Annotated in this window: 19 protein-coding genes; 11 read left to right on the forward strand and 8 right to left on the reverse strand. The window is 74.3% G+C overall.

Features of this window, described 5'->3' with window-relative positions; all coding sequences use genetic code 11:
* The first annotated feature begins 95 nt into the window (after positions 1-95).
* Both HCK00_RS27010 and HCK00_RS20560 read left to right on the forward strand, forming a co-directional pair.
* Entirely contained in the window at positions 96-986 is an 891-nt protein-coding gene (locus HCK00_RS27010) for an ANTAR domain-containing response regulator (protein ID WP_206320656.1), read from the forward strand.
* Positions 987-1,545: 559 nt separating this feature from the next.
* A complete protein-coding gene (locus tag HCK00_RS20560; RefSeq protein WP_168103494.1) occupies positions 1,546-2,886 on the forward strand; it encodes an MBL fold metallo-hydrolase in 1,341 nt (446 codons plus the stop codon).
* Between the two features lie 82 nt (positions 2,887-2,968).
* On the opposite strand, the gene HCK00_RS20565 is transcribed toward HCK00_RS20560, so the two are convergent.
* Positions 2,969-3,601 carry a DedA family protein gene (locus tag HCK00_RS20565; protein ID WP_168103539.1) on the reverse strand — a complete coding sequence of 211 codons (633 nt, stop codon included), beginning with the start codon at positions 3,599-3,601 and terminating at the stop codon, positions 2,969-2,971.
* 35 nt (positions 3,602-3,636) lie between these two features.
* Positions 3,637-4,413: an MBL fold metallo-hydrolase gene (locus HCK00_RS20570; RefSeq protein ID WP_168103495.1), complete on the reverse strand. Its 777-nt coding sequence runs from the start codon at positions 4,411-4,413 to the stop codon at positions 3,637-3,639.
* Between the two features lie 416 nt (positions 4,414-4,829).
* On the opposite strand from HCK00_RS20570, the gene HCK00_RS20575 reads away from it, so the two are divergent.
* The 3 genes from HCK00_RS20575 to HCK00_RS20585 all read left to right on the forward strand — a co-directional run bounded on the left by HCK00_RS20575 (position 4,830) and on the right by HCK00_RS20585 (position 8,769).
* Positions 4,830-5,732: a ketopantoate reductase family protein gene (locus tag HCK00_RS20575; protein WP_168103496.1), complete on the forward strand. Its 903-nt coding sequence runs from the start codon at positions 4,830-4,832 to the stop codon at positions 5,730-5,732.
* A gap of 189 nt (positions 5,733-5,921) precedes the next feature.
* Positions 5,922-8,333, forward strand: coding sequence for a phage holin family protein (locus tag HCK00_RS20580; RefSeq protein ID WP_168103497.1), 2,412 nt, complete (start codon positions 5,922-5,924; stop codon positions 8,331-8,333).
* A 127-nt stretch (positions 8,334-8,460) separates the two neighbouring features.
* Entirely contained in the window at positions 8,461-8,769 is a 309-nt protein-coding gene (locus tag HCK00_RS20585; protein ID WP_168103498.1) for a 4a-hydroxytetrahydrobiopterin dehydratase, read from the forward strand.
* Positions 8,770-9,030: 261 nt separating this feature from the next.
* Here HCK00_RS20585 and HCK00_RS20590 read toward each other — a convergent pair whose 3' ends face one another.
* From HCK00_RS20590 to HCK00_RS27015, 3 genes are all read right to left on the reverse strand, one after another.
* Positions 9,031-10,014: a class I SAM-dependent methyltransferase gene (locus HCK00_RS20590; protein ID WP_168103499.1), complete on the reverse strand. Its 984-nt coding sequence runs from the start codon at positions 10,012-10,014 to the stop codon at positions 9,031-9,033.
* A gap of 342 nt (positions 10,015-10,356) precedes the next feature.
* Positions 10,357-10,947, reverse strand: a complete 591-nt coding sequence (locus HCK00_RS20595; RefSeq protein ID WP_168103500.1) for a helix-turn-helix domain-containing protein — start codon at positions 10,945-10,947, stop codon at positions 10,357-10,359.
* A 62-nt stretch (positions 10,948-11,009) separates the two neighbouring features.
* A complete protein-coding gene (locus tag HCK00_RS27015; RefSeq protein ID WP_311765410.1) occupies positions 11,010-11,480 on the reverse strand; it encodes an ATP-binding protein in 471 nt (156 codons plus the stop codon).
* A 249-nt stretch (positions 11,481-11,729) separates the two neighbouring features.
* Between HCK00_RS27015 and HCK00_RS20605 the strand changes: the two genes are divergently transcribed.
* The 6 genes from HCK00_RS20605 (at position 11,730) to HCK00_RS20630 (ending at position 15,831) form a co-directional block, all read left to right on the forward strand.
* Positions 11,730-12,644 carry a helix-turn-helix domain-containing protein gene (locus tag HCK00_RS20605; RefSeq protein WP_168103540.1) on the forward strand — a complete coding sequence of 305 codons (915 nt, stop codon included), beginning with the start codon at positions 11,730-11,732 and terminating at the stop codon, positions 12,642-12,644.
* Positions 12,556-12,744 (forward strand): DUF397 domain-containing protein, encoded by a 189-nt coding sequence (locus HCK00_RS20610; RefSeq protein WP_311765411.1) that lies wholly within the window; start codon positions 12,556-12,558, stop codon positions 12,742-12,744. Before HCK00_RS20605 ends, HCK00_RS20610 begins: the two co-directional genes overlap by 89 nt.
* 42 nt (positions 12,745-12,786) lie before the next feature.
* Positions 12,787-12,987 (forward strand): DUF397 domain-containing protein, encoded by a 201-nt coding sequence (locus HCK00_RS20615; protein ID WP_168103503.1) that lies wholly within the window; start codon positions 12,787-12,789, stop codon positions 12,985-12,987.
* A gap of 329 nt (positions 12,988-13,316) precedes the next feature.
* A complete protein-coding gene (locus tag HCK00_RS20620) occupies positions 13,317-14,321 on the forward strand; it encodes a hypothetical protein (RefSeq protein ID WP_168103504.1) in 1,005 nt (334 codons plus the stop codon).
* A 185-nt stretch (positions 14,322-14,506) separates the two neighbouring features.
* Positions 14,507-15,256 (forward strand): DUF433 domain-containing protein, encoded by a 750-nt coding sequence (locus HCK00_RS20625; RefSeq protein ID WP_168103505.1) that lies wholly within the window; start codon positions 14,507-14,509, stop codon positions 15,254-15,256.
* The gene (locus HCK00_RS20630) at positions 15,253-15,831 is read left to right on the forward strand and encodes a PIN-like domain-containing protein (protein ID WP_168103506.1); all 579 of its coding nucleotides are present in this window, start codon (positions 15,253-15,255) and stop codon (positions 15,829-15,831) included. Before HCK00_RS20625 ends, HCK00_RS20630 begins: the two co-directional genes overlap by 4 nt.
* 236 nt (positions 15,832-16,067) lie before the next feature.
* Here HCK00_RS20630 and HCK00_RS20635 read toward each other — a convergent pair whose 3' ends face one another.
* The 3 genes from HCK00_RS20635 to HCK00_RS20645 all read right to left on the reverse strand — a co-directional run bounded on the left by HCK00_RS20635 (position 16,068) and on the right by HCK00_RS20645 (position 18,935).
* On the reverse strand, positions 16,068-16,649 hold the full coding sequence (locus tag HCK00_RS20635) for a P-loop nucleotide/nucleoside kinase family protein (RefSeq protein ID WP_168103507.1): 582 nt from the start codon (positions 16,647-16,649) through the stop codon (positions 16,068-16,070).
* Between the two features lie 109 nt (positions 16,650-16,758).
* Positions 16,759-18,075: an MFS transporter gene (locus tag HCK00_RS20640; protein WP_168103508.1), complete on the reverse strand. Its 1,317-nt coding sequence runs from the start codon at positions 18,073-18,075 to the stop codon at positions 16,759-16,761.
* A gap of 212 nt (positions 18,076-18,287) precedes the next feature.
* Complete coding sequence (locus tag HCK00_RS20645) at positions 18,288-18,935, reverse strand: bifunctional 4-hydroxy-2-oxoglutarate aldolase/2-dehydro-3-deoxy-phosphogluconate aldolase (protein WP_168103509.1); 648 nt, start codon at positions 18,933-18,935, stop codon at positions 18,288-18,290.
* Between the last annotated feature and the right edge of the window lie 96 nt (positions 18,936-19,031).

Here is a 19,031-nt window from a genome sequence, read left to right on the forward strand (position 1 = left end):
GCCCGGAGGAGGGGGCTGAGGGAGCGAGGCTCCCCGTGGCGGGGCGAGGACCGCCGCCGACCCCACGGCCGGCTCGTACCGGGAGGTGTCTGCTCATGCCCGAACGTGACCACGCCCCTGCCCGACCGCCGCACCGCTCCTTTCCGCAAGGCTCCGTGCACGCCGGGGTGACGGACGCCACCGGCCCGGGGCTGATCCGGCTCGCCGAGTGGGCCGCCGCCCGCAACCCCCGGTGCTGCGGGGCCAGCGCGACGGCGTTCTCGGCCGCCGGGGCCGCGGAAACCGTCCGGGGCGCCGCCGCGGGCACGGCGGCCGCGGTGGTCCCCGGCGCGCGGTCCGCCGGGGCGGTGGCTCCGCAGCCGCGGGTCTTCGCCGCCCGGCCGCCGAACACGGCCGTGACCCACCCCGATCTCTCCCCGCTGATCACCGTGCAGGTGGAGTCCGGGGAGGGGCCCGTCCCCACCGTCATGGACACCGGCCGCCCGGCCGGCTCGGAGGACCTGCTGCACGAGACCCGCTGGCCCGCCTACCGGGCCCAGGCCCTGGAGGCGGGCGTCCGCTCCAGCATGACGCTGCCGTTCCGCCGGGACGACCTGCTGGTCTGCCTCACCGTCTACGGCTTCCGCCCCGGTCCGCTGGTCGACCCGGAGCACGGGGCCACCGTCCTGCTCGGGGACCTCGTCACCGGCGAGATCGCCCGTGGCATCGAGGAACGCCGGCTGCGGAGCACCATCGACCAGCTCGGCTCGGCGCTGCGCACCCGGCCGGTGGTGGACCAGGCCTGCGGCATCGTCATGCACGTCCTCGGCTGTGACGCCGACACGGCGTTCGGCCTGCTGCGCACGATGTCCCAGCGGGACAACCGGAAGCTGGCCGGCCTCGCCGCCGGGCTGGTCGCCGGATCCGGCCGCGAGGCGGAGGAGGCGATCCTGCGCGCCGCCGGGGACGGGCACCGGCACCGTTCGTCCGGGCCCACCGCGGGCTGACGGGGCGCGCGCGGCGGGGCGCTCGGCTCCCCGGCCGCCGGGGAAGACACCCGCGCGCCCGCGGTGCGTGCCCGGCGGACGGGATCCGTGCCCGGTGAGCGGGGGCCGGCCGGCCCGCCCCGCTCCGGCCCGGTGCGGATCCGGTGGCGCTCACCGCTGTGGACCCGCTGGGATCGCCACCGGCCGCGCGGTCACCGAGGCTGGTGGGGCGGTTCCGGTGCCGCGGGTGACCGGTGGCACCTCCGGGACGGGCCCGCGAAGCCTCCCCGGGCCCGGACGGCGCGGGGCGGGGCCGCCACTCTCCGGTCACGTCCGGGCGTCCGCCGGGGCCGTCTCACCGGCGGCCGGACCGAACGGGACGTAACCGGATGGAACCGTCGGTAACCCGACAAAAATCCCGGCGAAACCTGGCCAGAACCTTGACAGAACGAGGAGAGCCGTCAACGGAACGGGGCACACGGCAAGGACGAACACACCCGCCCGCGGCGGTCCGGTGTCCTCACGGCCTCCGGGCCCGCGACACCACGGGCCGGGGCAGGAGAGCCAAGGGAGCACCGTGATGACGGACGGACAGGAGAGCTTCCTCCTCGGAACCACCACCGGGACCGAGCCGAGGCCCGCCGGGGCCGGCGGCACGCCCCGGGCCCCGGGGGCGGGCCCGGGCACCGCCCCCGTCCGGTCACCGGAGCGCGGCCGGGGCCCCGAAGCGCCCGGCGCGGGCCCCGGAGCCGGGCCGGGCGCCGGTGGCGGTCGCCGCGCCTCCCCGGCCGGCCCCGCCCGCCGCCTCACCGGCCCGGCGGTCACGTCCCCCACCGCCCGGAGCACCGCCCGGAGCACCGCCCGGACCACCGCACCCGGCACCGCGCGCCCCGGCCTCCGCCGCGCCGGCCGGGATGCCGTCGGGGCGCCCCTGCCGGAGCCCCGGCCGCTGGGCGAGCCCCGCCGCTGGCCGCGCTCGTTCGCGGACCGGCTCACCACCCCCCTGCCCGCCGGGCTGGCCGGCCTCGCCCGGGTCGCCCGGGAGGGCGTGTCGCGGCCGCCCACCGCCGCCCTGGCGGAGGTGGCGGAACTGCCCGTCGCCGGGCCGGGCCCGCTGCCGGCGGCCGGCCCCGGTGAGACCACCGTCACCTGGGCCGGGCACGCGAGCTTCGTGGTGCGGATAGGCGGCCTGACCGTGCTGACCGATCCCGTCTGGTCCCGCCGCATCCTCGGCACCCCGGCCCGCGTCACGCCCGCCGGCGTCGCCTGGGAGGACCTGCCGCCGGTGGACGCCGTCGTCATCAGCCACAACCACTACGACCACCTCGACGCGCGCACCCTGCGCCGCCTGCCGCGCGACACCCACCTGTTCGTCCCGGCCGGCCTGGGCGCCTGGTGCCGGCGCCGCCGCTTCACCCGCGTCACCGAACTCGACTGGTGGGAGGCGGTGGAACTGCCCGCGCCGGACGGCGGCTCGGTGCGGTTCGACTTCGTCCCCGCGCACCACTGGTCCAAGCGGACCCTCACCGACACCTGCCGTTCGCTGTGGGGCGGCTGGATGCTCACCGATCCCGCCGGCCGGCGCGTGTACTTCGCGGGGGACACCGGTTACGGCCACTGGTTCTCCGAGATCGGCGCCCGGTACCCCGGGATCGACCTCGCGCTGCTGCCGATCGGCGCCTACGACCCGCCGGACATGCTGCGCGACGTGCACACCGATCCGGAGGAGGCCGTGCAGGCCTGTCTCGACCTCGGCGCCCGCCGCATGGCGACCATGCACTGGGCGACGTTCCTGCTCTCCGCGGAGAGCCCGCTCGACCCGCTGCGCCGCGTCCGCGCCGCCTGGGCGCGCACCGGGCGCCCCCGGGAACAGCTCTGGGACCTCCCCGTCGGCGGTTCCCGCCGCCTCGCCGCGCCCTGAGCCGGGCGGGCCCGGGCCCCGGACGTGGGGCCCGGCCCGGCCCGGGTGGCGACGCCCGGCCGTACACGGGACCCGCCGTGGGTCAGCTCGCCGAGAGCCGCCGGGTCGCCGCCCGGACCCGCCGCCACCCGGCGGGCGCCGCGCCGATCGCCATGGTCAGCACCACCGCGGCCAGCGCCCCCTGCCACGGCTCGGCGAAGAGCGCGCCCCCGGTGACACCGATGACCTGGTAGGTCGCCGCCCACGCCAGGCAGGCGAGGATGTCGCCCCGGATGAAGGTCCGCATCGGGACCTCACCGAGCAGACAGGCCACCATCACCGGTATCCGCCCGGCCGGTACCAGCCGGGACACCACGAGGATCGTCGAGCCCTTCTCCTCCAGCTTGCGCTGCGCCGACTCCAGCTTGTCCGGGGCGGCCCGCTCCCGGAGCCGCTCCAGCCAGCGCGAACCGCTGTCCGAGTGGACCACGCCGCGCAGCCCGAGCCAGTACAGGGCGATGTCGCCGAGGAACGCGGCCAGCGCGGCCACGACGAACACCAGCGGCAGCGTCAGGGCGGGCATGGTGTGCAGGGCCACCGCCGCGGCCGTGGAGACCAGGGCGCCCGTGGGCACCACCGGTACCAGCGAGCCCAGCGTCACCAGCAGAAACAGCGAGGGATAGCCGACGAGATGCTGCGGCGAGGTGGTGGGCACCACGCTCAGCAGCCCGTACATCGTGTCGGGCGCCGCCCGGGTCACCGCTGCCTGGATCACCGCGCGACCTCCGGCCGGACGCTCTGGCCGTGGTCCAGCCGGTGCACGGTCACCTCCGGGGCGAGGAGGGTGGTGTGCCGGACGAACTCGTCCCCCGGCGCGTGGAATTCGTGCGGCCGTACGGCGTCCATGCCGATCGGCCAGTAGGTGCCGTAGTGCACCGGCACCGCGCAGCGCGGCGCGAGCCGGACCACCGCCCGGGCCGCGCGCGCGGCGTCGAGGTGGCCGTGGCCCAGATACGGCCCCCAGCCGCCGACCGGCAGCAGCGCCACATCACAGACGCCCACCACCTCGGCCATCTCGTCGAACAGTCCGGTGTCCCCGGCGAAGTACGTCGTCGAGCGGCCGTGGATCACGTAGCCGAGCGCGGGGGAGCGGTGCGGGCCCCACGGGAGCCGGCGGCCGTCGTGCGCGGCCGGCACGGCCCGCACCGTGAGATCGCCGATCACCGTCTCGTCCCCCGGCGCCACCTCGGTGATCAGCAGCGTCTCCGCCAGCCGGCGCAGCGCCGGCACGGTGGCGAGCGCGCCGCGCGGTACGAGCACCCGGGTGCCGGGGGCGAGCCGGGCCAGGGAGCGCGGGTGCAGATGGTCGGCGTGGAGGTGGGAGACGAGCGCGACATCCGCCTCGGCCGCCTCGGGCGGCGGCGGCGCGCCCCGGCGGCGCCGCAGGTGCGCCAGGCGCCGGGCGAACAGGGGGTCGGTGAGCACCCGGACCCCGGAATCCGTCACCGTCGCGGTGGCATGTCCCCACCAGGTGATCTCGACCGACACCGCGACTCTCCACCTCTCCGCGTCCGCGGGTGCTTCCCGGCCCGGGCACCTGCCCGGCCGCCGGTGCCCGCCGGGCACCTGTTCCCACACCTGCCCCGTTCCGGCGAGCGTAACGGCACAGCGGCCCACAGCGGCCCACAGCGGCCCCCAGCGGCACAGAGCGGTCCGCACCGGTCCATGGCGGCCCACAGCCCAGCCCCCTTCACCGTCCCCACCGTCCGCAGCCGTCCGCAGCCGTCCGCACCGGCCCCACGGCGGCCCCGCGACTGCCCTCCGCACCGCACGCCGGTACGGTGAGCCCGTCCTCCCGGCGGTGCCCGGCGCGGCCCGGCGGCCGGCGGGCGGACCCCGCCGGGGCGGGGCGGAACCGGCGCCCGCCACGGACGCATCCGGAAGTGATCGGAGTGACAAGGAGAATGACCGTGCCCCGATCGACAGTGGCCGTACTCGGACCGGGCGGCGTCGGAGGGCTGATCGCCGCGCTCCTCGCCCGCGCCGGGCACCGGGTGGTGTGTCTCGCGGGACCCGGCACCGTGGAGACGCTCCGTGCGGACGGCCTCCACCTGGCCAGCCGCCGCTACGGGGACTCACACGCCGAGGTCGAGGCCGACACCGAGCTGCGCGAGGCGCCGGACCTGCTCTTCGTCACCGTCAAGGAGACCGCCCTCGCCGCCGCCCTGGAGCGGGTGCCGGCCGCCGCCCTCGGGGACGCGCTCGTCGTGCCGCTGCTCAACGGGGTGGACCACCTGGTCCCGCTGCGCGAGCGCTACCCGGCGGACCAGGTGACGGCCGCCACGATCCGGGTGGAGTCCACCCGGGTGGCGCCCGGCCGCATCGAGCACACCAGCCCGTTCGCCGCCGTCGAACTGGCCGGGCGCACGGTGCCCGCCGAACGTCTCGACCACACCGCGGCCCTGCTCCGGGGCGCGGGATTCGGCGCGGCCGTCCGCTCGGACGAGACCGCCCTGCTCTGGGACAAGCTGGCGCTCCTCGCCCCGATGGCCCTGCTCACCACCCGCCACGCGGCGCCCGTCGGGGAGATGCGGGAGCGCCACCGGGAGCAGCTCCTCGCCGTCCTGCGGGAGATCGGCGAGGTCGCGGCGGCGGTGGGCGCCCCCGTCGACATGGATCAGGTGCTCGGCTTCCTGGACGCGGCGCCGCCCGGCATGAAGTCCTCCATGCAGCGGGACGCGGAGGCGGGCCGGCCGCTGGAGACCGATGCCATCGGCGGCTCGGTGCTCCGCGCGGCGGAACGTCACGGCGTCCCGGTGCCGGTCACCGCGGAGCTGGTCGCCGAGGTGGCCGCGCGCGCCGGCTGAGACCCCGGCGCCCGGGCCCGTCCCCTCGGGCCACGCCGTGCCGCCAACCCCGCGCCTCACCTGCCGCACCGGTCACATCCGTCCCTTCGGCCCCGCTTCGACGGGCCGGACCGGGGCAGAAGGGCCACCGGCTCCCGCTGTGACACGCTGGGACCCGGCCCGCGCATCGCGCTGCGGGCCCTGGGCGAGATGGGAACGCGCGTGAAAAGAGGCAGGTGGCGGGTAGCCGGCGGTGCGGTGTTCCGCGTGCTCGCGGTGTGGGCGGCGAGCACCGTCACGATGCTGCTCCTCGCCGCCGCCCTGCCCGACTTCAGCATCCAGTCACCCGACGGCGACAGCCCGACGACCATCGCGCGCACCGCCGCCATCGGGGCCGGCGCCTTCGGCCTGCTCAGCGCGCTCGTCTGGCCGCTGCTGGTGCGCGCCCTGCTGCTCGTCCCGGCGCTGGTGCTGGGCCTGCTCGTCTTCTTCCTCCAGGGATCGATGCTGCTGGTCGCCCTCCACCTCGTCCCGTACAGCGGGGGAGAGGCCGGGCCGGAGACGGCGGTGCCGGTCGCCGCCGTGATGTCCGCCGTCGCCTCCGCCACCTCCACGGCGCTCACCGTCCGTGACGACGACGCCTACCGGCGGCGGCTGCACCGGCTCGCCCACCGGCGCCGCGCGCCGCGCCCCGACGAGGACGGCTCCGCCCGCCCCGGCACCCTCTTCCTCCAGCTCGACGGCGTCGGCCATGACGTCATCAGCGAGGCGATCACCCCGCGCACCCTGCCGGGCACCGGCCGGACCCAGCCGCCGCTGATGGAGACCGTCGCCTCCTGGACGGCCGAGGGCAGCCACCGGCTGTCACCCTGGCGGACCGACTGGTCCAGCCAGACCGGCGCCAGCCAGCTCGGCATCCTGCACGGCACCAACCACGACGTCCCCGCCTTCCGCTGGTACGAGAAGGAGACCGGACGCGTCATGGTCTGCTCCTCGCCCGGCAGCGTCGCCGAGCTCCAGCGCCGCGCCGTCGAACGCACCGGCCACCCCGGGCTGCTCGCCGAGGACGGCGCCAGCCGCGGCAACCTCTTCGGCGGCGGCGCGGAGCAGCTCGCCCTGGTGCTGTCGGTGGCCGCCCGCCGCGGCCGGGGCACCCGCTCCCGGGCGGGCTACTTCGCCTACTTCTCCGACCCGGCCAACACGACCCGCACCGCGCTCTCCTACGTCGCCGAGGTGGCCCGCGAGATCGGGCAGTCCGTGCGGGCCCGGATGCGGGGTGACGAGCCGCGCGTCCCCCGGGGCGGGCTGTACCCGTTCATCCGGGCGTTCGCCACCGTCGTCTCCCGGGACGTGGTCGTCGCCGCCGTCGTCGGCGACCTGCTCGCCGGGCGCTCCGTGGTCTACGCCGACCTGGTCGCCTACGACGAGGTGGCCCACCACTCCGGGCCGCACAGCCGCGACGCCCAGCAGGTCCTCGCGCGCCTCGACCGCAGCGTGCGGCTGATCGTCCGGGCCGCCGCGCACGCGCCCCGCCCGTACCACGTCGTCCTCCTCTCCGACCACGGGCAGAGCCCCGGCCGCACGTTCGCCGACGCCCACGGCACCACGCTGAAGGAACTCGTCCACGCCGGCTGCCGCGGCGAGCGCCCCGACGGCACCCCCCGCCCCGAGGCGCGGCGGCGCACGGCCGGACGGCACCTGGCCGCGCGCCGCGCCGACGGCGAGCTGATCGGCGCCGAGGCCCGCGCCGTCGCCCGCGCCGCGCTGCACCGGCCCGACGAGCCGGAGAAGGAGGCCCGGCGGGAGGAGGACACCGAACCGGTCGTGCTCGGCTCCGGCAACCTGGGCCTCATCAGCTTCCCCGACCTGCCCGGGCGGGTCAGCCGGGAGGAGATCGACCGCCGTTACCCCGCCCTGCTGCCCGCGCTCACCGAGCACCCGGGGATCGGTTTCGTCCTGGTCCACAGCGAGGAGCACGGGCCGGTGGTGCTCGGCCCGCACGGCGGTGAACACCGGCTGGACGAGGGCGTGGTCACCGCCCCGGACCCCCTCGCGCCCTTCGGTCCGCACGCCGAGGACGCCGTCCGGCGCACCGCGTCCTTCCCGCACGTCGCCGACATCATGGTCAACTCCTCCTTCGACCCGACGACCGGCCGCGTCCACGCCTTCGAACCCCAGATCGGTTCACACGGCGGGCTCGGCGGCGCCCAGGAACAGGCCTTCCTGCTCTGGCCCTCCGAACTCTCCCCGCCCGTGCCCGACGGGGAGGACCTCGTCGGCGCCGAGGCGGTGCACCGGGTGCTGCGCCGCTGGCTGGCCGAGGCGGCGAACGGAACCGATCACGGGGCGGCCCGCACGGCGGAGAACGCGGCGGGGGCAGGTGCGGCGGCCCGGGCCGGGACCGGGGCCACGGCGGTACCGCTGGTCCCGTCCCCCGCGGCCGAGGAGCGGGGGGACGCGCCCGCCGAGGCCCCCGCGGAGGGGGCGCGGCCTCCGGAAGGGGCCGCCGGAACGGGGGCGCCGGGGGCCGCGACGCCGGGAACGGCCATGCCCCGGGCGGGAACGACCGGGCCGGCGGTGCCCGGGGAGTCGGCCGAGGAGCCGGGCGAGCGGGTGCGCTGAGCGGATCCACGACGCGCGTGGGCGCCGCGGCCGCGACACTCCCGTGGCACCGCGGTGCCGTGGCGTGCGGCGCCCGGACATGCGACGGTGGCACCCGGGAACGCAGGCCGTCCGGAGGGAAACACACATGCCGGCACCACAACCGCTCTCGGCCCGGGAGATCCAGGTGGCCCTCGCGGAGCTGACGGGCTGGACGTTCGCCGAGAACTGTCTCGAACGTGAGTACACCTTCGCCGGGCACCTGGCCGCGGCGGCGGTCGTCATGGAGATCGCCCGACTCCAGGACCGCCTGGACCATCATGCCGACCTGACGCTCGGCTACACCACGGTGAAGGTGGCGGTGAACACCCACAGCGTGGGCGGCAAGGTCACGGAACTCGACATCGACCTGGCCCGCCACATCGAGCAGATCGCCGAGGAACACCAGGTCACCTGACGGCCGCTCCCTTGGCGGCGTCGATGGCCTTCAGCGGGCGGGGCCGGTCGGCGACCTGGTGAACCGGGCGCGCCGGCCGGTGCGGACCCGGGACGGACCGGGGCCATCACCCGCGGCAGCCACGCAACCACGCAGCCACGCAGCCTCGCCGTCACACAGGCAGACAGGCAGACAGACGCGACGGAGGCCCGGCGGGCCGGACGCTCGGCGGAGGCCTGGCCGGTTCGTCCGCCGGGCCCGGCGGACGAACCGGAGGACGGATCAGGCGCGCCGGGCCGCCCACACCGTGCGTTCGGTGCGGACCGCGAGGTCGTCGCGGTGGACGACGCTGTCCGGTCCGGCGGTGTCGAGCAGCCGGTCCAGGGCGGCGAGGTCGGCGGCCGGCAGGGCGTGGGCGGCGGCGGACCGCAGGCGGCGCAGCCCGCTCAGGGCGTAGCGGCCGACCGCCGGGTTCCGCGCGGAGTCGACGTGCACCGCGACGGTGCGCTCGCCCTCGACGGTGAAACCGGCCGCGGTCAGCTTCGGCCCCCAGTCGGCGCCGCGGTGCGGCATGCGTGCGGCGTGGTGTTGCGCGAGTGCCGCGTGGCAGCGTTCCTCCAGGCCGGGCCGGTCCTCCGGCGCGTCCCCGGGCAGGACGCGGGGGGAGCCGGCCGGCTCGACGAGGGTGAACAGGCCGCCGGGGGGCAGCAGTTCGCGGACCTGGCGCAGGGTGCGGTCGGGTTCGGCCATGTGGTGCAGCGAGGCCGAGGCCCACACCAGCTCGGGCGCGCCGAGGTCCGGCCAGGCCGGGGCGTCCAGATCGGCGGGCACGGCGCGCACACGGTCGTCCGTCCCGAGCGCGCACGCCTTCTCCCGCAGGCGGCGCAGGTGTTCGGCCGAGGAGTCGACGGCGGTGACGCGCGCCTCGGGGAAGCGGTCCAGCAGGGCGAAGGTGCCCGCGCCGGTCCCGCAGCCCAGGTCGACGATGTGGCGGGGCGGGGCCTCGACGGGCAGCCAGGCCGTGATGGCGCTGATGTGCTCGGCCAGGACCTCCGCCTCCAGGTCGAGGAACTCGGCCTGGTCGCTCTGGTCGGCTTGCCAGCCGGGGCCCGCCGGGGCGCCGGTGTCCGCCTGGCGGCCGGGGCCGGCCGGGTGGTGGCCGGCGGCCGCCTCGCCGGAGCGGTGGGTGTGGGTGTGGGTGTGGCGCGGCGCACCGTCCCCGTGAGTGGTCCGCGGGGCCGTGGGGTGTGAGGAGTTCTGAGACATGGCGTCACCGTAGAAGGGCAGTTCAGGCGAGCGGCCGAACGTTTCCGGATCCGCAAGACGATGCCCGCGTGGCTTGCCGTCCGCGCAACGGGGTGACGTCCGCCGCGCTCCGCCGGGACGGACGGCGCCGACCGCGCCCGCGGCCCGGCGCCGACGCCCGCGGCCCGGCACCCGGCCACCCGGGCAGGGCGACTCGGCCTCCGGCCCACCGCTGACGCCCCTCGGCACGCTGCCCGGCCACCTCACACGGCCCGCGCCCCACCGGGCGCGGCGCCCGCCCCGGGACGGCCCACACGCGACTCCCGGCCCCGGAACCCGCCCCCCGGCGCCCGCGGCACGCGGTCAGGAACGGCTGGTGTCGCGCTGCCCGCCGGCGCGCTGGTGGCCGCGCCGGGCGTCGCGGTCGAAGATGCCCAGGATCTCGCACGGCCCGCCCTCGGAGCCGATGGCGTGCGGCAGCATCGTGGGGAACTCGGCCGCCTGGTTGGTCTCCACGCGGAGCCGCCGGTTGCCCAGCAGCAGGACGGCGGTACCCGAGAGGACGACGAGCCATTCACGGCCGGGGTGGGCCCGCATCCGTGCGAGGTTGGCGGGCGGCGGTTCGGTCAGCCGCTGCCGTACGACCGTCATCCCCGGTTCGGCCCTGACCGGCCAGCGCATCAGCCCGTGCGCGGCGTCGATCGCCGGGCTGGTGATGACGTCGTCGGTGTCGGTCTCGACGAGCTGGTCGAGGGAGGTGTCCAGCGCGCGGGCGAGGGTGACGAGCTGGTCCAGCGCGAGGCGCCGCTGCCCGTTCTCGATGCGGGAGAGCGTGGACGGGCTGAGCCGGGCGCGGGTCGCCAGTTCTTCCAGGGACCAGCCCTGCGCCACCCGCAGCGCCCGGATCCGCCGGCGCACCAGCCCGTCCAGCTCGCCGTCTTCTCCTTGCGCCATGGGCAAGAGGGTATGCGCTTCGCGCGAGGCGCGCCTGGCGTCGTCCGCGGAGGGGCTGACGGTCACCGGGCGGCCTCGGCCGACGGGCCCGCGGAGATCTCGGCCCAGATCGTCTTGCCCACGGGGTGACGGGGCGCCGAGCCCCAGCGGACGGCGAGGGCCTCCACCAGGAGCAGGCCCCGGCCCGACTCGGCGCCGGGGCCCGGCAGCACCGGCCCGGCGGCCGGCCGCCTCTCGCCGGCCGCGTCGGCGACTTCGACCCGGACCAGGCCCGCCACCGCGTCGAGGCTGAGCCGCAGACGGAAGTCCCGGCCCGGTACCCGGCCGTGCCGCACGGCGTTCGCGGCGGGTTCACCGACGACGACGGCGACGGCGCACGCGACGTCCGATTCCGGCGGGTACCCCCAGTCGGCCATGCGCCGCACAGCGAGCCGCCGCGCGAACCGTGCCCCTCGCGACGAGGAGGTGAACTGGGCGCTGAGCGGGGGGCGTTCGGGTGTCCCGGCGCCGAGACGGAGGGTGGGAACTTCCACCGACGTGATTCCGGCGGACTGCCCGGGATCTTCGTCCGGCGCGGGTGAGGGAGGCGTTCCTGTTAGCACAGCCTGTCCGTCCTTGCGTGGTGAGTCCCGCACGCCGTCTCACGGTGTGCGGGATCCGTTACTTTCAGTGCTCAAGAGTCGTCCTCCGGTCCCATGGCCGGAAGGAGGCCCGGCTTTAACCTTCAGCCGGTAAAGGAGGGAAGTGACGCCTTGGCCAACGAAATTGACCCCAGCGCGTCGATGGCGGCGCTGTTCGGATCACGGGTACGCAGACTTCGTCTGGCCGCGGGCATGACCCAGGCCGAACTGGGCGCCCGTACGCATGTGGTGGGTTCCCGGATCGCGCAGGTCGAACGGGCTTCGGGCGCGAAACCGACGTCGGCGCTGGCGAGTGCCCTGGATTCCGTCCTGGACGCGGACGGTCTGCTGGCCGACCTGTGGCCGTACGTGCACCGGGAAGCGTTCCCGGACTGGTCGCGGGCGTTCATGGCGCACGCGCAGCGGGCGGTGGAGATCCGCGAATATGCGGCTCATGTGGTGCCGGGCCTGTTGCAGACCGAGGGATACGCGCGGGAGGTTCTGAGTGTCGGCCTCACCCTCCGCAGTGACGCGCAGTTGGAGGAGCGGCTCACCGCGCGGATGAGCCGCCAGGAGCGACTGGCGTCCGAGGACCGGCCCGTGTTGTGGGCGGTTCTCGACGAGGCGGTGCTGAGGCGTCCGATCGGTGGCCCGGCGGTGATGCGCGGTCAGTTGCAGCGTTTGCTGGACGCTGCCGCGGAGCGCCACATCACCGTGCAGATCCTGCCGTTCGCCCAGGGCGCGCACGATGCGATGGGTGGATCACTGACCGTGCTCACCCTGCCCGACGGTGCGGAAGCCGCCTATACGGAAGGTGCGCACTATGGGCAACTCGTCGAAGAACCAATGGAGGTACGGCAGTTCGCCCTGACCTACGATCGGCTGCGGGCGGCAGCCCTGCCCCCGCTCATGTCGCTCGACATGATCCGATCCGTGATGGAGGACTACCACCGTGGAGCGAATGTCCCGTCTCGATCTGAACGGCGCCGTGTGGCGCAAGAGCAGCTACAGCAATCAGGAAGGGGGCGACTGCGTGGAGGTGGCGGCCGGGTTCCCCGGCGTGGTCCCTGTCCGTGACAGCAAGGCGCCGCACGGCCCCGCCCTGGTCCTCGAAGCCGGTGCCTGGGTGGTGTTCATCGACGAGATGAAGACCGGCATGCGCCTGACCGCTTCCTGACGTGACCCCGATCTGTGACGGAGGGCTATCACCGTGGAGCGAATGTCCCGTCTCGATCTGAACGGCGCCGTGTGGCGCAAGAGCAGCTACAGCAATCAGGAGGGCGGCAACTGCGTGGAGGTGGCGGCCGGGTTCCCCGGCGTGGTCCCTGTCCGTGACAGCAAGGCGCCGCACGGCCCCGCCCTGGTCTTCGGGGCCGGTTCCTGGGCGGCGTTCATAGCCGAAGTGCAGGCCGGCTGGTAAGGCCGGCCGAGCGGACCGCCCCGAGCCGGCCGCCAGGTCGGCGGTCACCGGTTCCGGGTCGGCCGGGTGCTGGTCAGCAGCCGGTCTCGGGGCCCGCCGGTTCCTGGTCCGCCAGGGTCCGGCGGGCCACGGGACTCCTCAAGAACCGGGTACAGAACTCCCCGCCCACCTACCCTCCTTGACCGCGTCACCCGTGCGAGTGAGCAGCTTGCCGGGCCGGGGCCGGGGCGGCTACGTTCGCGGCAACAACCGCAAACAAGTACGGCCCCCGGCCGGGACGGCAATCCCGAACGAGGGCCTGACCGATCAGGAAGTCGAGACCCTTCCCGATGGCTGACCCGCAGTCTAACGCGCGCTTGCGCGCCGACGCCGGAGCTCCGACTTCCGGCGTGATCCATCTCCGCAGCCGCCTCACGGCCGACTTCACCGTGCTCTCCAACGCCCTCGCCCAGCGGCGCGGCAGCGCGGTCACGATCGGCGTCGCGGCCTACATCCTCTCCCTGCCCGACGGCGCCCCCGTCAGCATCGCCGCACTCTGCGAGCACTTCACCGAGGGCGAGATCCTGATCTCCCGCGCCCTCAACGACCTGGAGCGGGACGGATATCTGGAGCGCCGCCGCGAGCGGCTGTCCACCGGACGGATTCGCACCCGCACGTATGTCCGCGATGTGCCCCTCGGCGCTCCCGGCTGCGAGACGGGGCCCCGAGGATTGGCGGGACCGTCGCGGCGCGGTCGATATAACAAGCCTTTGGCCTTCAACGGCGCACCCCTTGCGCGCCCAGTTACGGCCGGGGGGTCGCCCACGGCAGCACCGGGGACCGGCGCCGCGCCGGCAGGCGGAGAGCTCGTGAGGGCCGGAGCGCCCGAAGACACGGGACCCGCCGAGGAAATCGGGAGAGCCGGGGCGGCCGAGAGGGCTGGGAGGGCCGGGGAAGCCGAAGGGGCTGACCGTCTGGCCGATCCCCGGGCCCTCGCCGTCCTCGCCGCACTGCGCAGCGCCGACCCCCGGCTGATCCTGTCCCGGGCCGAGGCCGCCCGCCTCGCCCCGGCCGTCACCTGCTGGCTCGCGGCCGGTGTCTCGCCGACCCGGATCACCGAGCACCTGACCGCCGGGCTCCCGGACCGCTTACTGGCGCGCCCGTCCCGCATCCTGGCGTTCCGCCTCAAGGAGAGTCCGCTCCTTCTCCCGGCCCGCTCCGTCCACGAGCCTGCCTCGCGCCCGGTGATCGTCCCCTTGCGGAACTGCGCCGGCTGCGATCGCGCGTTCCGCTCCACGGAACCGGGACGCTGCCGCGACTGCCGATCCGGGGAGCTGCACCGTGCGGCAGGCTGATCCGAGGAGTTGCACCGTGCGGCAGGCTGATACGGCACGGTGGCGGCCGCCGCGCCCGCACCCGGCAGGCCCGGTGTGCGACCACGCGAGCTCCGTCCGGAATTCGTTACCGTTCTCATCTGGGCCCTGGCCCGGAACGCGGCAGACTACGCATGAAGTGGTCATGCGGAAGGAAAGTGGACGCGGTGACAGACGTCGACGCACTGATCAACGTGTTTCTCGGTGAGGACACCCGCTTCTCCGTGCCGCTGTATTCACAGGAGGCGGCGGCCCGTTATCTGCGCACCCCGGCGCCCACGTTCCGGAAGTGGGCACGGGGATATCGCAACCGTCACGCCAACCGTCCGGACGTCGTCGGAGACCCCCTGATCACCTCCCTCGGGGACCCCCGGCGGGGGGCCTCCGTGCCCTTCATCGGGCTGGCCGAGGGCATGTTCCTGTCGGCGTTGCGGGCGGCGAACGTGCCGATGCAGAAGATCCGGCCGGCGCTGGACCTCGTCCGCACGGAACTCGGTGTCGAGCATGCGCTGGCCTCCAAGCGTCTCTACACCGACGGAGCGGATCTCCTGTACGAGGTGAGTGACCACCTCGACGGTGACGAACGCAGAGAGCCTCGCAAGATCATCGTCCTCCGCGATGGGCAGTACGTCTTCCGTGAGGTCGTGGAGCGCTACATGAAGCAGATCAACTACGACTCCGACGGAATTGCCGGTTACGCCAACCGGCTTCTGCTCCCGGGGTGGGAGGTTGCCGCTATCGCGGTCAAGCCCGGGATCAACTACGGGCAGCCCTTCTTCGTGGGCAACGGCACTCCACTGGCGGTGGTCGAGGACGCGCTGAGAGAAGGAGTCCCGTCCGGCGAGGTGGCCGCGGAGCACGATTTGCCCGACGATGTCGTCGCCGAAGTGGACGACTGCCTCCGGCTGGCCACATGAGCCGGTCGCCGACGCTGCGGCTTTTCCTCGATCGCAGCACCCACGGCGAGGATTTCGTCAAAGGGGTGAAAGAGCTGTGCCCGGACACGCTGTCCATCGCCGAGAAGTACGGTGTCAAAGCCGCGGAAAGTGTTGAGGACGAGCTGTGGCTGGCCGAGGCGACCCAGGAGGGGAGAATCTGTGTCGGAGCCGACCGGAGAATCCTCTCGTCCTCACGCCCTGCGGAGATCGCGGCTCTACTCAAACACAGGGCTCGATATCTGGTCTACGCCAACAACAACATGCGCACCGCTGACCAGCTGAGGATCTTCCGCACCCATCTGGCCGACATCCGTGAGTTATCGGCCACTCCTGGTCCCTGGGCCTACACCATGGCTCAGCACGGTCTGGTCCTGACCTCTCCAATCCAAAAGTTCTGGAGGCGCGCCTCCTCAGCGCGGCCCGGCGCCTGGGGCTCCGCCCGGACGCCTGACACCGGTCTTCTCCCTCCCCCGCGTAGACGTCCCTCATCCGGGACGGTAAGGGTGGTTGTCCACGCCGTGCGGCACGACCGTGTCGGGCGTATGTGGCCCTGACGGTCGTCTCGCCGTGCGGGGTCACCATCCCGCGGCGCCGGTGGCCGAGCGCCGGCCGCCCCACCTCCGGACGGCCTCTGGCTGCGAGGAGGTGAGGAATGACTCGGGTCCTGTGGTGGATCGGCCGGAGCCGACCCGGCGTGGCCCCGGGCCCGGCCCGTCGTCCGCCGGCCCTCTGTGCCGTCCGCTGCCGGTGTCCCGTAACCTCCGAGGCTCCGTGGGCGCTCCCGGCCCGTTCAACGCAAGGAGTCCAGCAGCTGTTCGACCGTGGCCGCGGTGATGCCCTCGTCGTGGTTGTCGAAGACCAGCCGCCGCGTCCCCGCCCAGCGGCAGGGGTTGTCCTGTGCCCGCTTCCAGAAGGCGTCCCAGTCGGCGAGTTTGGACAGGTCACGCGCGTAACCGCGGGCGCGGACCCGTTCGCGGGCCGTGGCGGAGTCGACGCGGACCTCGATCACCACGGTCTCGGTGGCCGGCGGCCATGCGTGGTCCGCGGCGACCTCGGCGAGGTAGCCGGGCCGGGCGAAGTAGCGGCCGAAGGGCGCGTCCAGTACGACGGGCCGGCCGAGGGCCAGGTTGTCGCGGGCGAGGTCCAGCAGCGTCCGGTACTCCAGCTCCATCACGTGGGACTGGTAGTAGGGGTTGTGGTCGCGCTCGTCCTTGTCCGTGCCGGCGAGTTCGAGGAGCGCTTCGGTGAACCGGGTGCAGGCCGTGTCCTTGTCGAGATAGGCGGCTTCCGCCCGCTCGGCGAGCAGACGGGCCACGCTCGTCTTGCCGGATCCGGCCGGCCCGATCACGACATACGCTCGGGGAGTGCTCATGAGACTTCGGTGACTCCTATGGCTCTTGCGGGTCAGGAGAAGGCTGTGACCCGGTTGGTGCGGGCAGGGGGCGGGCCGGGGAGGGGGCCCGCCCCCTGCCGGTGTCCGGTCAGTGCTCCGTCGCGACCGCTCGGCGGTCCTTGACGAAGAACAGGTAGGACAGGGCGCCGACGAGCAGTAGCGCGCCGCCGACGAGGAAGACGAGGCTGAAGTTGTTCCCCGTGGCGTCGAGGATCGCGCCCGTGACGATGGGTGCCAGCGCCGCGCCGAGGAAGCCGCCGAAGTTCTGGATCGCGCCGAGCGAGGCGACCTGGTGGGGTTCGGCCACGTCCGAGGCGAGCGTCCACAGGCAGCCGATGGGCACCTGTGCGGCGAAATACCCCACCGACAGCAGGGTCATCGCCAGCACCGTGCTGTCGACGAACGCCACCGGCATGACGGCGGCGGCCGCGAGCACGGCACCCCCGACGATGGGGATCTTGCGCGACCGGACGGCCGGGACCCCGCGGCGGATCAGCCGCCCGGAGAGGTAGCCGCCGGTCAGGACGCCCGCGATACCGCAGAGGAACGGGAGGGAGGCCAGCCAGCCGGTCGCGACGAGGCTGAAGCCCCGGGAGGTCTCCAGGTAGCTCGGCAGCCAGGTCAGGTAGACCCACACGGTGTAGAAGATGCCGAAGGCGCCGAGGATCATGAAGTAGGTGTTCTTCTGCCGGAACAGCTGCCCCCAGCCGACCTGCGGCTTCCCCTCCGCGGCCCGCCGGGCCTCCGCCGCGGCCTCCTCGCCCTTGATGTGCGCCTGCTCGCGGAGCGTGGGGTCGCGGTAGACGCGCAACCACAGCAGGACGATCACGAAGCCGAGCAGTCCGATGGTGATGAACATGCCGCGCCAGCCCAGCGTCAGCATCAGGATGGTCAGCAGCGGCGGCGCGATGGCATTGGCGATCTGCGACCCGGTGTTGACGATCGACACCGGCAGGGCGCGTTCCTTCTGCGCGAACCAGCGCTCGTTGACCTTGAGGCTGGCGGTGAAGAAGGGGGCCTCGGACACACCGAGGGCGACCCGGGCCGCGTAGAGGGCGCCGTAGGACGTGGCGGTCGCCGAGAGCACCGACACCAGGGACCACAGGCCGGCCGCCCAGGCGTACAGGCGCTTGGGCCCGAAGCGGTCGACGAGGTACCCGGCGGGCAGGTTGGCGAGGGCGTACGGCCAGGCGAAGGCCGCCAGCAACAGGCCCATCTGCGTGGAGCTGAGATCGAACTCCTTCGCCACGGTGGTGTTGGCGATGGAGAGGTTGGAGCGGTCGAGGTAGTTGATCACGCCGCCGACGACGAGCAGGGTGACCAGCGTCCAGCGGAGGCGGACCGACTTCGACGGCGGGGTGGGGTCCGCGTCGGGGGGCGCGGCCTGGGTGAGCGGGTGGGACATGACGGTTCTCCGGGGCGTGATGCACACAAGAGTGGCAAGAGGGGAGGGATTGCCGCAAGACGTGCGGCGGGGTGCCGTGGGGACGGCGGAGGCGGTGGGGGCATCCGGGCTGTGACCCGGGGCCTGTGACCTGCGGCTTGTGGCCGGTGATCGGTGGCCGGTGTGCGGTGGCCCGTGGCCCGTGGCCCGTGGCTCGTGGCTGGTGGCCCGGGTCAGCTCCGCGCGTCCTCGATGGCGCGCAACATGGTGCGGGCGGCTTCGGTGACCTTGCGGTAGTCGCCGTCGCGCCGGGCCGCCTTGGTGACGAAGCTGCCGACGCCGACGGCGACGACACCGGCGTCGAACCATTCCTGGGCGTTGCCGGGGGTGACACCGCCCGCGGGCATGAGCGGGGCGTGCGGGAGCGGGGCCGCCACCGTCCGGACGTAGGCCGGGCCGACGAACTCCGCGGGGAAGAGCTTCACGATGTCGGCGCCGGCCTGCATGGTGTCGACGATCTCGGAGGCGGTGAAGGCGCCGCTGACGGTGACCGCCTGGTAGCGGTTGGCGGTCTCGATCATCGCCGGGTTGAGGTTGGGGCTGACCAGCAGGCCCGCGCCGGCGGTGATGCAGGCGTGCGCCGCGTGGTCGTCCAGGACGGTGCCGGCGCCGACGAGGACGCCGTCGCCGCCGTAGCTCCGGGAGAGCTGGGCGATGACGTCCACGGCGCCGGGGACGGACAGGGTCACCTCCAGTGCGCGGATACCGCCCTCGATGGCCGCTTCGGAGACGGCGAGCGCCTCCTCGGCGCTGTCGAGGCGGACGATCAGCAGGGCTCCCGTCCCGGTGATCGCTTCGAGGGCTTGAAACTTTGTTACCATGGCGGCACACGCTAGAACACAGATTCACATCTTGTCACTAGCTGGGCGGCGGAAAAGTTAACCTGATCTTCACGGGCCCTGGTGCGCAGGTCCCGC

It is taken from the genome of Streptomyces zingiberis, from assembly GCF_012034935.1.
GTDB lineage: Bacteria > Actinomycetota > Actinomycetes > Streptomycetales > Streptomycetaceae > Streptomyces > Streptomyces zingiberis.